The following is a 14696-nucleotide window of genomic DNA, read 5'->3' on the forward strand; positions in this document are numbered from 1 at the left end:
CCGCCGAGTATCCGCCATGAACTACGAGACGCCGCTATTCTTCCGCGTGATGGAGTATGCGGACGCGGCGGAGCGCGACGTTATCGACATGGTAAGCGGGAACCCCGACTGGGAGCCCCCCGAGGCGCTCCGAGCGGGGCTCCGAGCGTACGCCGACCTCGAGCCCGATCGGTTCCAGTATCCGCCCAGCGAGGGGTTACTCGAGTTGCGCGAGGAAATCGCCGCCCGGCGGGGCGTCGACGCCGATCAGGTCATCGTCACCAACGGCGCGGGCGAGGCGAACTACCTCGCGATGGCGCGGGCCATGGAACGCGATCGCGGGAACGAGATCGTCCTGACGGATCCCGTCTATCCCTACTATCCGGGGAAGACGACGATGCTCGGCGGCACGCAGCGGTTCGTCGCGACCGACGGCGAGGGGCAACTGGATCCGGACGACGTCCGCGCGGCCGCGAGCGAGGAGACGGCCGCGATCGTGGTCAATACGCCGAACAACCCGACGGGGGCGGTCTATCCCGCGGAGACGATGCGGGAACTCGTCGCCGTCGCAGAACAGTACGACGCCGTCCTGATCAGTGACGAGGTGTACGACCACTACGACCTCTCGGGTCGGTTCGCGAGCGCGCTCGAGACCGACTCCGCCCATCGAATCGTCACCAACGCGTTTTCGAAGTCGATGGCGATCACCGGAGTCCGAGTCGGCTACGCGATACTCCCGCCGGAACTCGTCGCGAACGCGAAAAGTCGGCACATGCTGGTCAACGTCGCCACCACCCGCCCCGGCCAGTACGCGGTCCTGCAGGCGTTGCGCGAGACGGGGCCCGACTACTACGAACGCAACCGCGAGCGGCTTCGCGAGCGCGTCGCGACGTTCACCGATGCGCTCGACGCTGCGGGCGCAGAGTACACCACACCGAGCGGCTCGTTCTACGTAATGGCCCGCTTCGAGGACTATCCGGGCACTATCGCGAACGTCGAACGACTGATCGACGAGGCCGGCGTGGCCGGCATGCCCGGCGAGGCCTTCGGCGATTCGCGGACGGAGTGGCTGCGATTCGCACTCGTCACGCCGCGCGTCGAGGAGGCGGCCGAGCGGCTGGCGGCGTACTTCGAGTGACGCACAGGCCGGCCGCAATACAAATACGCGGCTGGGCCGTCCAGCCGGTGAATCATGTTGCTCGAGGCCGTCGTCGCCGCGTTCGTCGCGAGCCAGATCTGCTATTTCGTCGTCAGCTGTGGGCTCGTGGGACTGTTCGCCCGTCGACCGCTCAACGTGGTCGACGAACGGACGCTCGGTCGGGTACTCGAGGAATCGAGGACCGACTCCGCGGCGGGTCCACAGCAGATGCGTGCGGCCGGCGACCAGCACCTCGCGGCGAAGCTGACGCCGACCGTCGACGGTCAGTACCTCGCGGCGGAGCCGACACCACCTGTCGAGGACGGTCCCGGGCCCGACTGTCGGCTGCCCGCGACCGCCCAGCGCCGAATCCACGTCCTCGTGCCCGTCTCCGGGAGTCGGGGGGAGGCACTCGAGGAGACCCTCGCGTCGATCGCGAGACAGAGCTACCCCGTTGGTCGCATTTCCGTCTCCGTCATCTCCGGGTCCGGCGAACCCGCCGTGGCAGAACTAACCGACGCCATCGAGGCAGGGCGAGCGAGCGGCTTGCAGGTGGTACCTGTCGAAACGGACGGCGAAGCGCGTGCAGCTGATCAGACCGCGACCGAGCGGGCACGTTCTGATTACGTCGAATCTCGAACCGAGGCGGCCACGGTCGCCGATGCGTTCGCGACGCTCTCGTTCGCGGATGACGACGTCGTCACCGTCGTCAACTCGGGCACGCGGCTCCCCGTCGACGCGTTCGAACTCGCCGTCGCCGGCCTCGAGGAGTACGATATCGTGCAAGCAAAACGAACTGCGGGGAACGTCGACGACGGACTCCTACCGTTGCTCGAGTCCGCGGGCTGTGCGATTCGGTCGGACCTGTTGTTCGCGAACTCGAACGCGGGGCCGTACCGATTGCTCGAGGAGGGATACTTCCTGACAGGTAGCGTGCTGGCCGATCTCGAGCGTTGGCGACGCGACGACGCGACTGGATCGATGGCGCTCGACGTGGCGGCGTTCCGGCGCGGGTACACACTCGGTGTCCTGAACCGGTACGTCCGGAGTCGTTGTCCGACCAGTGTCGACGAGTGGGTCCATGAGAAACGACGGCAGGTTTCCGAGCCGTACCGACGCCTTCGAGCGCCGAACTGGTCCGCGTTCGACCGACTCCGATTCGTGACAGGAACGAGTCTGCCGCATCTGCTCGCGATCACGAACGTGATCGGAATTCCGGTCGGACTGGTGGTGGTACTAGCGACCGCGATCGGGTGGCTCTCCCTCTCTGGCCCTCTGATCACCCTCGTCGCCTGCAACGCGGTCGTTTGGGCCTACTACAGCGTCCGGTCCGCTCGCGCGGCCCGACAGGCCGTGGCGCTCGAGAACCGCTGGGCGCGGCTCCGCTACTCGCTGCTCTCGAACCCGTTCACGCAAGCGCTGTACACGACGCTGTGGGCCGTGCCGCTCGCGCTGGCGTTCCGCGATGCCGTCTCCGGCGACGAGTCGTCGGTTTCGGGGACGCCGACGGAGTGAGAGCGATCTAGCGCTATCGCTCCGAAACCGAGACCGACGAATACTCGTGTTGGGACGGGGAACCGAGCCGTATGAGTGGCATCGACGTCGAACCGGTCGACGAGGAAGACGAGGCGAGGGAGGGGAACAACGACGACGCACACACCATCGAGGTGACGCCGACGGAGTCGGTCGACGACGCGGAACTGGACGAACGCGAGACGATCGACGTCGAGCCGTCGGACGAGCCGATTGACGGCCCCGAGTACGTCCTCTACGGCGGCAAAGGCGGCGTTGGAAAGACGACGATGGCGGCCGCGACCGCCCTCGACAGCGCCCGCGGCGGCACCCGAACGCTGGTCGTCTCGACCGACCCGGCGCACTCGCTCTCGGACACGTTCGAGACCGATATCCCGGCTGACCCCGAACGGATCCGCGACGACATCCCCCTCTACGCGGCCGAGATCGATCCCGAGGCCGCGCTCGAGAAGGGAGAGACTCCCTTCGGCGGAACGGGAACGGACGAGGGCTCCCCCTTCTCCGACAGTGAGGGCGGCGGGATCGGGAATGGGGTTGGAGGCGGGGGTGGGAGCTCTCCGTTCCCCGGTGGCGACGGCGGCAACGGCGGTCCGCTCGGCGGCCTCGGCGAGATGCTCGGCGGCGAGTCACCGATGGACGCCCTCTTCGGCGGCGCGATGCCGGGAGCCGACGAGGCCGCCGCGATGCAGCTCCTGCTCGAGTACATGGACGACGACCGCTTCGAGCGCGTGATCGTGGACACGGCGCCGACGGGTCACACGCTCCGGCTCTTGCAGTTGCCCGAGATCATGGACACGATGATGGGCCGACTCGTCAAATTCCGCCAGCAAATCGGCGGGATGATCGACGGCGTCAAGGGGATGTTCGGCGGGGGCGAGGACACCGACGAGGGCGATCTCGAGGATCTGGACGTGTTACGCGAACGCATCGAGCGTCTTCGAGCGGCCCTGCGAGATCCCGCGCGGACGGACTTCCGGATCGTCATGGTCCCCGAGGAGATGAGCGTCCTCGAGTCGAAGCGCCTGCGCCAGCAGCTCCGAGAGTTCGAGATTCCCGTCGGGACCGTCGTCGTCAACCGAGTGATGGAGCCGCTGTCGAACGTCACTGACGACGTCGACGGCGAGTTCCTGCAGCCGAACCTCGACGACTGCGCGTTTTGTCAACGGCGCTGGGACGTCCAGCAGAACGCCCTGGCGGAGGCGCAGGAGCTCTTCCGCGGAACCGACGTCCGTCGGGTCCCGCTGTTCGCCGACGAGGTCCGCGGCGAAGCCATGCTCGAGGTCGTGGCGGCCTGTCTACGGTAGTCGTCGCCGCGCCGTCGCTCGTCGGCGCCGAGCGACGTTACTCATCCTCATCGGTGGAAACGACCATCACTGGGCGATTCCCCTCGAGAATCACGGACTGGGTGACGCTCCCGAAGAGCGCCTTGCCGACGGGCGATCGCCCCTGAACGCCGACGACGATCGCGTCGCTATCGTACTCTGCCGCTGCCTCGAGTATCGCGTCCGCGGGATCACCCATCGCCGTGCGGACCGTCCACTCGAGATCCTCCGCCTCGAGCGTGTCGACCGCCGCCTCGACCGACGCGGGGAGGGACTCGTCGTCGGCGACTCGCGCCATCTCGTCGGCGTACTCCTCGGCGAACCCGCCCGCCGCCCACTCGGCGTCGGTTCCGCCCGTCTCCTCGCGGACGTGGAGGACGTCGACCGAGACGTCCGTCGCCGCGCCCGGGAGGTCGCGGACGGCGGTGGCCTGTGCTCGCGCTCGCGATTCGCTCTCGTCGACCGGAAGTAGAACGCGGTACATACGAGTCCGTACGGGAGTGTGACGGATAGTAGTTTCAGCGGCCGCAGAACGGTCCCAGCGCTCTCACCGCCGTACTCGGATCGAACACTGACGCACCTCGGATCGAAGCGATTGCGGACTCGAGGCTCACTCTTCGTTGTCGCTGTCCTCGTTCCACTCGCCGCCGACGCGGTCGACGCCCATCATCGCCTCGCCGGGGTGTTCGGTGAAGACGACCTTCACGTTCTCGTCGGGCACGTCGAAGCCATCGCGGACGTACTCCATGGTCGCGAGCGCGAACGCTCGCTTCCGTTCGAACGGCCGACCGCGACGGACCTCGGCATCGAGAAAGAGCAACGGTCCCTCGACGGCGCGTCCGAGGTGAAGATTGGCCTCGTCGCGCTCGCGGATCGTTACGGCGACGTGTCCCCGCGTCGTCTCCATCTCGGTCGCGTACAGCTCTGTCACCCGGTCGGCGAGGGCGGTCTTCTCCGCGTCCGACAGCGACAGTGTCGTATCGAACTGCAGGAGCGGCATATCTCGAGTTGTCCGGTCAGCGTCTTGTGCGTTCCGCGGTCTGTTGCGATTCAAAATTCGAGCCCGCTGCGAGGCGATTCGGCCTGTTCGCTCCAGTTTCCGCTCGTACAATCGACGTAAGTGATCACTAGTTATACGCCGTCCCGTGGGAACATCGGAGAGAATGGTGACGGAGCGAGAGTCGGCCTCTCGATCGATGACGCAGCGGCTGTGGACGTACCTGTGGGTCGTCAACGCCCGAACGAAGGCGTACCTCACGCTCGACGCGCCGGCCATGATCGCGGACATGGACGATCTCGAGCCCGAAGAGCGACGCCTCGCACGGCGGGTGTTTCCCGATGGGGGTCGCGATCGTGACGAGCGCGACGAACCCGATCCTGGCGACGGGGTTGGGAACGACCCCGGCAACGGCGGGTCCGGAAGCGACCGCGGCGACGACGGCGGCTCCCCGTTCGATGTCGGCGGCACGTACGACCTTCGACAGCGGGTCGGCTTCGTCCTCGGGCCGCTGCTGTTCGCGCTGATCTTCCTCTCGCCGACGCCGAGTGGGCTGTCAGCCGCGGGGAAGGCGGTCGCAGCCGTCACCGCGTGGGTCGCCGTCTGGTGGATGTCCGAAGCGATCCCGATCCCCGCCACGTCGCTGCTACCGATCGTCCTGTTCCCGCTGACTGGCGCGCTGCCCGTCGCGGACACGACGCCGTCCTACGGTCACCCGCTGATCTTCCTGTTCATGGGCGGGTTCTTCCTCGCGATGGCCATGCAGCGGTGGGGGCTCCACCGGCGGATTGCCCTGCGGACGATCAAGGCCGTCGGCACCGAACCCTCGAGACTCATCCTCGGGTTCATGCTCGCCACGGCGTTTCTCTCGATGTGGGTGTCCAACAGCGCGACCGTGATGATGATGGTCCCCATCGCGCTGGCGGTCATCTACCAGACCGCCGATCTGGTCGACGAGACCGACCTCGAGGTCGACACGAGCGAGGGCAACTTCTCCTTCGGTATCGCGCTGATGCTCTGTATCGCCTACGGCGCGTCCGTCGGCGGCGTCTCGACGCTCATCGGAACCCCGCCGAACGTCCTCTTCGCGGGCCAGGCCGACGCGCTTTTCGACCAGTCGGTTTCCTTCGCGGAGTGGATGCTCTACGGCGTCCCGATCTCGGCGATCGGCCTCGTCGCCGTCTACGTCTACGTCACTCGCGCGGTGTCGCCCGAGTTCGAGGAACTTCCGGCCGGTGCGGACACGATCGACCGCGAACTTGAGCGGCTGGGGCCGATGGTTCGGCAGGAAAAAATGGTCGCCGTCGTCTTCGTCGGGATGGCAGCGGCCTGGATCGGTGCCAGCCTGATCGATCCGCTTCTCGGAATTGCGCCGCCGGAGGACGCCGACACGATCGTCGCCATCGGCGGTGCAATGGTCCTGTTCACCCTGCCGACGAAGACCGAAGACGGCGACCACACCTTCCTGCTCGACTGGACGAACGCCGTCGACATTCCGTGGGGCGTCATCCTCCTGTTCGGCGGCGGCCTCGCGATCGCCAGCGGCTTCGGGGATACCGGGCTCGCGGCCTGGATCGGCGAACGCCTCGAGTTGCTCGGCGGCGTTCCCATGATCGTCATTCTGTTCGCTGTGGTCGTGATGACCATTTTCCTGACGGAGGTTACCTCAAACACGGCGACGACGGCGATGTTGATGCCCATTCTTGCCGGTGTCGCCGTCGGGATCGGCGTCCACCCCTTCGGACTCATGATCGCCGGCGCGACCGCGGCTTCTTTCGCGTTCATGCTGCCGGTCGCGACCCCGCCCAACGCGATTGTCTTCGGCAGCGGCTATATCACGCTGCCGCAGATGGCCAAAATCGGCGTCGGACTCAACGTCATCGGAATCGTTCTGATCACGCTCGTCGCAGTTGGCTGGCTGCCGATCGCCTGGGGGATCGAGATCGGAACGCTCCCGACGGAGTTCGCCGAAGCGTTCCAAGGGTGATCGATGCGGTTAACGGTCCGAGAACACCGGTACTTCCGCGAGCGCCGGAGGCGCGAGCGGGCCGACGACTGACCCGGAAGCCGCGCAACGCGCGGCTGGAGGGGAAGGAGGAGTGCTTTTCATCAAAGTTTTGCCGAGGGTGCGCCGAAGGCGCACCCGCAGCGCAAAAGTTTGTTAGTCGTCCGCGGGCAACTGCGTCCCACTCACGTCGGGACGGCTCACGTCGCGGTCGGTCTCCTCGCCGTCGATGTCGTAGGGGTACTCGCCGGTCACGCAGCCCAGACAGAGGTCGAGTCGGTCTTTCTCGAGTACGTCGGCCACGGCGTCGGTCGAGAGGTAAGCGAGACTGTCGGCGTCGATCGCCTCGCGAATCTCGTCGGTCGACTTGTCCGCGGCGATCAGCTCCTCGCGGGTGGCCATGTCGATGCCCATGTAGCAGGGGGCGATGATCTCCGGTGCGCCGATACGGACGTGGACTTCCTCGGCCCCGCAGTCCTTGAGGAGCTGGACGAGTTGGGTCGATGTCGTCCCGCGAACGATCGAGTCGTCGATGACGGTGACGGTTTTACCCTCGATCGTGGACTTGATCGGGTTGAGCTTGAGCCGCACCGCGCGTTCGCGCTCGTCCTGGGTCGGCATGATGAACGTCCGGCCGACGTATCGGTTCTTCATCAGCCCCTCGGCGAACTCGACGCCGTCGTCGTCCGCGGCTCGAGGTTCGCCGTCGGCGGTCGTCTCGCTCGCGGCGTCGGCGTAGCCCGAGGCGAAGGCGCGCCCGGAGTCGGGGACGGGCATCACGACGTCGGTCTCGACGCCGCTTTCCGCCCAGAGCTTGCGGCCGAGATTGCGGCGGGCCTCGTAGACCAGCGTGTCGTCGATGACGCTGTCGGGGCGCGCGAAGTAGACGTGTTCGAAGAAGCAGTGGGCGGTGTTCTCCTGTTCGACGAGCTGGTAGGAGTCGAACCCTGCGCCGTCTTCCTGCAGGACGACCAGTTCGCCCGGCCGAACGTCGCGGACGAGGTCCCCGTCTAACGTGTCGATCGCCGCCGACTCGGAGGCCAGAATGTAGCCGTCCTCGAGCTCACCGATACAGAGCGGGCGGTTCCCCTGCGGGTCGCGCACGCCGAGGACCGTATCGTCGTGGGTGATCGTCAGCGAGTACGAGCCGTGGATCCGCCCCATCGTGCGCTTGACGGCGCGGACGAGATCCTCCTCGAGGAGATTGCGCGCGAGGTCGTGGGCGATGACCTCGGTGTCGCCGTCGCTGGTGAAGGCGTGGCCCGCGGCGGCGAGTTCGTCGCGGATCTCGTCGGCGTTGACGAGGTTGCCGTTGTGGCTCAGGCCGAGCGAGCCGCTCTTGAACGAGACGGAGAACGGCTGTGCACAGGAGGAGTCGACCGAACCGGCGGTCGGATACCGGACGTGCCCGATCCCCGCCGATCCGTTGAGCGTGTCGAGGTCGTCCTCGCCGAAGGCGTCGCCCACGAGCCCCATCTCGACGTGGCTGTGCTGCTGGAAGCCGTCGTGGGTGACGATCCCCGCGGACTCCTGCCCGCGGTGCTGGAGTGCGTAGAGCGCATAGTACAACGGTCGTGCCGCGTCCCGACCGGCCAGTGAGACGCCGACGACGCCGCACTTTTCGGTCATTCCTGTTCGCCGGGGAGTTTCGCCCCGCCCATCAGTCATGGGAGTCAGTAGGGCACCGAACCGATAAAAGTCCCCGTGTTTGTGCTCCTTCGACTCCCTCCGAACGTGAATTGTATCCACAATCGTGGATACATTCCGAGAAACTGCGTAACAGCGTCGACTCAGCAGACCGACTGGTGCTGGTACCACGACGACTAGTGACTACCACGACAATGCATAGTGACCGACAGCACCCTTCGCCTGGCGGTTTCTCTCGTGGAGACGAGACGCAGTCGAGATGCGGGATAGATGTCGCGAGGACAACCTGGCGGAATCCCGGCGCTCGAGACACAGCGTTCAAGAGCGTTCCCCCGAGTCCACAGCGTATGCGACTCGAGGAGTACTGGGGGGTCGGCCCGAAGACGCGGGAGACGCTGGTCGAGGAGTTGGGTCGCGAGCGGGCGATCCAGGCGATTGAGAGCGGCGACGTGCGGGCGCTCGCGGATGCCGGGCTCGCTCGCGGGCGAGCGACGCGGATCTTGCGCCGGGCGACCGGCGGTGCGGGAATGGACGTTCTGGCGACCAGCGACGCGCGGTCGGCCTACAAGGAACTGCTGGATCTCGCGGTCGACCACGCCGTCACGCAGCGCGCGGCAGACCGAATTCGGGTGCTGACGCCCCTCGACGGTCGAGCGGCGATGGAGGAGCGTCTCGACGACGTGCTCGCGGCTCGAGACGCCTGGGCCGACCTCGCCGCCGACGATCGCGAGGCCGTGCTCGAGGCCTACGAACGTTACGACGAGCGCGACGGGAGCGAGCGCGCGGCCGTCGAAGCCGCACTCGCCTTGCTCGCGGCCGGCGTCGACTCCGGACCGTTCGCCGGGATCGCCGACCTCGAGCGCGACCGGCTCGCGGCGGCCGCCGAGGCGCTGGCGGCGCTGGACGGCGGCCGAGTCCGCGAGGGTGCCGACGAGGAACTCGACCGCCTCCGGGACGCGCTGGGTGCGGTCGAGGACATGGACGCCGACGCCCTCGCGCTGATCGAGGACCTGCGCTCGGAGGGCGTCCACGACGTCGAGGGCTTTCGCCAGTCCTTCGAGGACCGGCTGTTGAGCGAGACGGACGTGACGATCGATCGGGTTCGGGACGCAATGCCGACCGACGCGGCGGACGCGACGGGTTTCGTCGGTGACACGTTGCGCACGCTGCGGACCGACCTCACCGAAGCGGTCGATGAGCGGGAGGAAACCGTCGCGAGTGATTTCCAGGAAACGCTCGCGGAGGCCAGCGAGGCCGTCGATCAGGCGGTCGCAGCGGTCGACGACATCGCGCTACACCTCTCGCTGGCCCGCTTTGCGCTCGAGTACGATTGTACCCGTCCCATTTTCGTGACGGGAGAGGACGCTGCCGTGTCCGTCGTCAACGCGCGCAACCTCACGCTGGCCGCGCGAGACGAAGATTCGGTCCAGCCGGTTACCTACGGGCTCGGCGAGCACGGCATCACGAGCGTTCCGGACGACGTGAACGCGGTCCCCGGAGCGCAGCGCGTCGCCGTCCTGACGGGCGCGAACAGCGGCGGGAAGACGACCCTGCTCGAGACGCTGTGTCAGGTCGTCCTGCTGGCCACGATGGGGCTGCCGGTTCCCGCGGATCGGGCCGAGGTGACGCCCGTCGACTCGCTGGTCTTCCACCGCCGGCACGCGAGTTTCAACGCCGGCGTCCTCGAGTCCACGCTGCGGTCGATCGTGCCGCCGCTCTCGACCGGCGGGCGCACCCTGATGCTGGTCGACGAGTTCGAGGCGATCACGGAGCCGGGCAGCGCGGCGGATCTGCTCCACGGGCTGGTCACGCTCTCCGTCGACCGGGAGGCACTGGCCGTGTTTGTCACCCACCTCGCGGACGACTTAGAGCCGCTGCCTCCCCAAGCACGGGTCGACGGCATCTTCGCGGAGGGGCTGAACCCCGACCTCGAGTTGCTCGTCGATTACCAGCCCCGCTTCGGCACGGTGGGCCGGTCGACGCCGGAGTTCATCGTCTCGCGGCTCGTCGCCAACGCCAGCGACCGAGGCGAGCGGGCCGGCTTCGAAACGCTCGCGGAAGCCGTCGGCAACGAGGTCGTCCAGCGGACGCTCGCGGACGCACGTTGGGACGCTAGCGAGTGAGTCAGGAGGGTTCGCTTCGGTCCCCGTCGTCCGTTCCGTCACTGCTCGCGTCGTCGCTCGTACCATCGTCGCCGCTGGGTCGATTGTCGAATGGTCCGTTGTCCTCGGTTCGTTCCTCATCCGTTCGTTCCGTGTTCTCGAGCCAGTGGTCCGGCGTGGGTTCGTATCCGGCACCGGATTCGTCATCGATCGACTCACCGTAGGTGTAGACGAGCCCGTCGTACTCCTCGCAGACGCGTGCCTCGAGATAGGCCTGTGCGGCCCGCCGCGAGAGCGCCCCCATTTCGATAACGTCCGCCAGCGCGGTCTTGGTCGCGCGAAACCAGCGCCTGACCGTCTCGTCGTCGTCACGATCGGTCGCGATGACCGCTCCCCGACCATCGTCGCGGCCGTCACCCCACTCGAGCCAGCAGACTCGGTAGGCGTCGACCGCGTAGTCGGTCGCCGGATCGACCAGATACAGGGCTTCGTGGACGCAGGGATCGAGGTGGTCCGTCAGGATTCGATCGCGGCTGATCGAATCCGCGACGAGGGGTCCCGCGATCGAGCCGTCGGCCAGCGGAGTGGCGGCGGTGATCTCGTCGGCAAGCGATAGCTCCTCGCCGCCCCAGTGGCTGTATCGCAGGTCGTAGAGTCGATCCGGTCGCCGGTAGGCGACCAGTGCCCTATGTCCCATCGTCCACCCTGTCTGCGTGGGTCGAGTCGGTCCGCTCGAGGCTCGAGCGGGATACTGTGTGACGGGTCACGACGGCTCTGGCCGCCCGTCCGTACTTGAACCTGCGGTCGTCTGCGTTTTCGATGTCAGTCTCTCACTGAGACGCGAGGGTGAGCGATTCGTAGCCCGGGTGAACGATCGTGTCACGCTCGAGCGGTCGTCCTAGAATGGTACTCAGGGGCATCCGAAAGGAAGCAGTGTCCTGGTATCGTGGCAACAAGGAATCACCACACCCTCCCCAACCGATTCACTCGCTCCTGCCGTCGCTCGCTCATCCACTGTCAGAGCAAGCTCTGACAAGCCTTCCCTCTCCCCGTTCGCGAAGACCTCGCGCAGTTTCGGGCCGCGGCTCACCTGTCGCTCGCGGCTCCCGACGGTCACCGCTCGCTTTTCGAGGCCTTACTTCGTTCGGCCTCGCCATGCTCGCCACGGCCCAGCGCGCGCCACCGCACGCCGGGAAGACAGTTCAGATCGAGCCCGAGGTATCGCCCTCTCGAGTCAGGCCGTCGCGCTCGTCCGTCGTTCGGCACGGGCCGCGATCGCCTTGTTCATCGCCACGAACGCCCGTTCGACTTGCCCCTCGTCGAACACCAGCGGCACGAGTGCCCCGCGGACCGTCTCCCGCTGTAGCAACCGCGTCCGCTCCCCGTCGTCGATCGGTACGAGGTGGAACTCGTGGTAGCGATCGAGCGCGAACGGGAGCACGAACCGGTCGAGCCAGGCGAGGCGTCTGTACGGCTCGACGGTGACGATCATCGGCCCGTCGAGAAACCGGCGGGAATCGACGGGCTGGTACCGTCCCCGTCGCTCCGTTCCGTCGATTTCGACACCCTCGACGGTCCGGCTGATGGGATTCCACTCCGGATAGTACTCGAACTCGAGCAGTGTCTCCCAGACGACCGCGGGCGGCGCATCGATCTCGACGAACACCTCGACTTCGATCATAGTTACCGTTGGATACACAGCGGAATGGCTGTACCGGTACTCGTCCGTCGGCGGCTCACCGCTCACGGCTTCGAATCGAGAGCCAGCGGCGCGGTAACGGCCGCGACAGCGGGCCGAGGGTTCAGAGTGGGGCTCTCGTATCCCACGCCTGCAACGAGCCGATCGGCTCGAGATCCGAGTCTGCGTTACGCGCTGTCGTTGAACCGCCGGTTCGTCGAGAGTGGCGCGTCACCGGGTTCGCCTCGGACGAAGTGACCTGCCGGGTTGGTCTCTCCGTCTCGTTCCATCGAGAGGAGTTCGACGAACCACGCCTCGTGTTCGATCTCCTCTTGGAGGATGCGCTGGGCCATGTCGTAAGTCCGCGGATCGACGCCGTGGGTCATGTCACAGATCTCTGACCACGTTCGAATGGCACAGCGCTCCGCCTCGAGCAGTACCTCGAGGATGTTCTCGGCGGTCAGGTTCTCGAGGTCGAACCCCTCGGTTTCGTACGGGACCGGCATCTCCGCGTCCGGACAGGACGCACGATCCGCGAACTCCCGGATGTCGTTGGGCAGCGCGCCGCCGAGTTCGTACACCCGCGGCGCGACGAGTTCGAAGTGCGCCCGGTCCTCGAGGCGGGCGTCCTCGGTGATCTCCTTGTAGTCCTCGTGCCCAGCGAGGTGCATTCGCAGGTTCGTGTAGTAGTAGTACGTCGTGAACTCGGCCCCGATCGCGTCCAGCAGTTTCTCGCGCAGTTCCTCGGGCTCGAGCCCGCGCTCGCGGAGTACCGCCATTCCGACGCGCTCGCTCGTGTCCCCCGCATCGACGTTCCCTGCCGCGTGTGGTTTTTCGTCGGACATCCCACCGATCGACTCCCATAACTCGCTGTATCAATCTTTGCTTGCAACTGCCGTAACGACCCGAATATTGCCGACGGTTCGTTCAACCTGAACGTCGCCCCATCGGCTGCCGTCTCCCCGTCCGGCCGATCAGTGTAACCGCAATATCCTTAGCCGCCAACCCCCCATGGTCGTGTATGAACGGGCCGGATCGCGGACTCTCGCGTCGCGCGTTCGTCCGCAGCGCCGTCGCCATCGGCGGTGCGAGCGCGCTCGCCGCCTGCCTCCAGCGCGAGGAGACCGAGGACGTGCCACAGGCCGCGCTCGCCCCCGAGGAGCTCCCGGATCGCCAGCACGCGTGGAACGAGTTCCTCGCAACGGACGACGGCGGAAACGTTCGGCCACCCGAACACCACCTCCTGCTCGGCCTCGAGTACGTCGGCGACGGTCCCGCCGACGCGACGGCCGAACGCGAGCGACTCGAGGCCGCGTTCCGAACGCTCGAGCAGGCGTACAAACGCGGCAACGAGGGACTGGCGTTCACGATGGCCTACGGACCGGCGTACTTCAACCGGTTCGACGCGGACCTCTCGGGAGTCGACCTCCCCGAGCCGACGTCACTGACGCCACACGACGACCCGGAACTCGACGAGTACGACGCCTTGCTCCACCTGGCCAGCGACTACGGTCACGTCACCCTGAGCGCCGAGGAGGCCCTCAAGGGCGAACTCGACGAACTCAATGGGCTCGAGGTCGACGGGACGTTCGACGGAATATTCGAAGTAAACGATCGCAGAACCGGGTTCATCGGTCGCGGCCTCCCGGCCGACAATCAGTCCGGCGTCCGCGGCATCCCCGACGGCGATCCCGTTCCGGACGACGCGCCGATGTTCATGGGGTTCAAATCCGGCTTCAGACAAAATCAGGCGAGCGAGGACCGCGTGACGATCGACGAGGGTCCGTTCGCCGGCGGGACGACGATTCACCTCTCGAAGATCCAGTTGCACCTGCATCAGTGGTACAATCAGGACAGCCGCGGCCAGCGCGTCGCCAAGATGTTCTCGCCGAACCACAACGCGGAGGATCTCGTCGAGGGGGCCGGCCACAACCTCGGCGACTCGAGTCGCGTGACCGAGGTCGGCGGCGACCCGGCTGCGACCGCCCGCGAGGGAACGGTCGGGCACGCCCAGAAGGCCGCTCGCGCCCGCGAGAACGGCGAGCCAATCATCCTCCGACGGGACTTCGATTCGACCGACGACGACACCGCAGCCACCCACTTCCTCTCGCTCCAGCGCTCGATCGACAATTTCGTGAAAACCCGCGAAGCGATGACCGGGACCGACCTCGATGCCCCGGTGTTCAACAGCGGCATTCTCCAGTATATCAGCGTCACCAACCGGGCGAATTACCTCGTCCCGCCGCGCGAGCTTCGATCCCTCCCCGCGCCGAATCCGTCGGCGGAGTAAGACGG

The 14696-nt window shown here is 66.7% G+C and carries 12 protein-coding genes; 6 read left to right on the plus strand and 6 right to left on the minus strand.

Going from position 1 to position 14696, the window contains the following annotated elements:
• The first annotated feature begins 16 nt into the window (after positions 1 to 16).
• The 3 genes from HYG81_RS21900 to HYG81_RS21910 all read left to right on the plus strand — a co-directional run bounded on the left by HYG81_RS21900 (position 17) and on the right by HYG81_RS21910 (position 3954).
• On the plus strand, positions 17 to 1117 hold the full coding sequence (locus HYG81_RS21900) for a pyridoxal phosphate-dependent aminotransferase (RefSeq protein WP_180841811.1): 1101 nt from the start codon (positions 17 to 19) through the stop codon (positions 1115 to 1117).
• A 54-nt stretch (positions 1118 to 1171) separates the two neighbouring features.
• Positions 1172 to 2632: a glycosyltransferase family 2 protein gene (locus tag HYG81_RS21905; RefSeq protein WP_180841812.1), complete on the plus strand. Its 1461-nt coding sequence runs from the start codon at positions 1172 to 1174 to the stop codon at positions 2630 to 2632.
• 71 nt (positions 2633 to 2703) lie between these two features.
• Positions 2704 to 3954, plus strand: a complete 1251-nt coding sequence (locus HYG81_RS21910; protein WP_180841813.1) for an ArsA family ATPase — start codon at positions 2704 to 2706, stop codon at positions 3952 to 3954.
• 37 nt (positions 3955 to 3991) lie between these two features.
• On the opposite strand, the gene HYG81_RS21915 is transcribed toward HYG81_RS21910, so the two are convergent.
• Together HYG81_RS21915 and HYG81_RS21920 are read right to left on the minus strand one after the other, a co-directional pair.
• Positions 3992 to 4456, minus strand: a complete 465-nt coding sequence (locus tag HYG81_RS21915; protein WP_180841814.1) for a universal stress protein — start codon at positions 4454 to 4456, stop codon at positions 3992 to 3994.
• A gap of 126 nt (positions 4457 to 4582) precedes the next feature.
• On the minus strand, positions 4583 to 4972 hold the full coding sequence (locus HYG81_RS21920) for a tautomerase family protein (protein WP_180841815.1): 390 nt from the start codon (positions 4970 to 4972) through the stop codon (positions 4583 to 4585).
• 196 nt (positions 4973 to 5168) lie between these two features.
• Between HYG81_RS21920 and HYG81_RS21925 the strand changes: the two genes are divergently transcribed.
• Positions 5169 to 6956 carry an SLC13 family permease gene (locus HYG81_RS21925; protein ID WP_226376014.1) on the plus strand — a complete coding sequence of 596 codons (1788 nt, stop codon included), beginning with the start codon at positions 5169 to 5171 and terminating at the stop codon, positions 6954 to 6956.
• A 174-nt stretch (positions 6957 to 7130) separates the two neighbouring features.
• Here HYG81_RS21925 and purF read toward each other — a convergent pair whose 3' ends face one another.
• A complete protein-coding gene (purF, locus tag HYG81_RS21930) occupies positions 7131 to 8603 on the minus strand; it encodes an amidophosphoribosyltransferase (protein ID WP_180842955.1) in 1473 nt (490 codons plus the stop codon).
• A gap of 365 nt (positions 8604 to 8968) precedes the next feature.
• Between purF and HYG81_RS21935 the strand changes: the two genes are divergently transcribed.
• A complete protein-coding gene (locus HYG81_RS21935; RefSeq protein WP_180841817.1) occupies positions 8969 to 10744 on the plus strand; it encodes a MutS-related protein in 1776 nt (591 codons plus the stop codon).
• 1 nt (position 10745) lies between these two features.
• On the opposite strand, the gene HYG81_RS21940 is transcribed toward HYG81_RS21935, so the two are convergent.
• The 3 genes from HYG81_RS21940 to dps form a co-directional block, all read right to left on the minus strand.
• The gene (locus HYG81_RS21940; RefSeq protein ID WP_180841818.1) at positions 10746 to 11420 is read right to left on the minus strand and encodes a DUF6735 family protein; all 675 of its coding nucleotides are present in this window, start codon (positions 11418 to 11420) and stop codon (positions 10746 to 10748) included.
• 537 nt (positions 11421 to 11957) lie between these two features.
• The gene (locus HYG81_RS21945) at positions 11958 to 12404 is read right to left on the minus strand and encodes an SRPBCC domain-containing protein (protein ID WP_180841819.1); all 447 of its coding nucleotides are present in this window, start codon (positions 12402 to 12404) and stop codon (positions 11958 to 11960) included.
• A gap of 185 nt (positions 12405 to 12589) precedes the next feature.
• Positions 12590 to 13246, minus strand: a complete 657-nt coding sequence (gene dps / locus HYG81_RS21950; protein WP_180841820.1) for a DNA protection during starvation protein — start codon at positions 13244 to 13246, stop codon at positions 12590 to 12592.
• Positions 13247 to 13422: 176 nt separating this feature from the next.
• On the opposite strand from dps, the gene HYG81_RS21955 reads away from it, so the two are divergent.
• A complete protein-coding gene (locus tag HYG81_RS21955) occupies positions 13423 to 14691 on the plus strand; it encodes a DUF7405 family protein (protein ID WP_180841821.1) in 1269 nt (422 codons plus the stop codon).
• The last annotated feature ends 5 nt before the right edge of the window (positions 14692 to 14696 follow it).

It is taken from the genome of Natrinema zhouii, assembly GCF_013456555.2.
Taxonomy (GTDB): Archaea; Halobacteriota; Halobacteria; order Halobacteriales; family Natrialbaceae; genus Natrinema; species Natrinema zhouii.

Excerpts from the sequence above, each read along its gene's own strand:
- HYG81_RS21955 (WP_180841821.1), top strand. The coding sequence starts at position 13,423 with ATGAACGGGCCGGATCGCGGACTCTCGCGTCGCGCGTTCGTCCGCAGC.
- HYG81_RS21920 (WP_180841815.1), bottom strand. The coding sequence starts at position 4,972 with ATGCCGCTCCTGCAGTTCGATACGACACTGTCGCTGTCGGACGCGGAG.
- HYG81_RS21925 (WP_226376014.1), top strand. The coding sequence starts at position 5,169 with ATGACGCAGCGGCTGTGGACGTACCTGTGGGTCGTCAACGCCCGAACG.
- HYG81_RS21900 (WP_180841811.1), top strand. The coding sequence starts at position 17 with ATGAACTACGAGACGCCGCTATTCTTCCGCGTGATGGAGTATGCGGAC.
- HYG81_RS21905 (WP_180841812.1), top strand. The coding sequence starts at position 1,172 with ATGTTGCTCGAGGCCGTCGTCGCCGCGTTCGTCGCGAGCCAGATCTGC.
- HYG81_RS21910 (WP_180841813.1), top strand. The coding sequence starts at position 2,704 with ATGAGTGGCATCGACGTCGAACCGGTCGACGAGGAAGACGAGGCGAGG.
- purF (WP_180842955.1), bottom strand. The coding sequence starts at position 8,603 with ATGACCGAAAAGTGCGGCGTCGTCGGCGTCTCACTGGCCGGTCGGGAC.
- dps (WP_180841820.1), bottom strand. The coding sequence starts at position 13,246 with ATGTCCGACGAAAAACCACACGCGGCAGGGAACGTCGATGCGGGGGAC.
- HYG81_RS21915 (WP_180841814.1), bottom strand. The coding sequence starts at position 4,456 with ATGTACCGCGTTCTACTTCCGGTCGACGAGAGCGAATCGCGAGCGCGA.
- HYG81_RS21945 (WP_180841819.1), bottom strand. The coding sequence starts at position 12,404 with ATGATCGAAGTCGAGGTGTTCGTCGAGATCGATGCGCCGCCCGCGGTC.
- HYG81_RS21940 (WP_180841818.1), bottom strand. The coding sequence starts at position 11,420 with ATGGGACATAGGGCACTGGTCGCCTACCGGCGACCGGATCGACTCTAC.
- HYG81_RS21935 (WP_180841817.1), top strand. The coding sequence starts at position 8,969 with ATGCGACTCGAGGAGTACTGGGGGGTCGGCCCGAAGACGCGGGAGACG.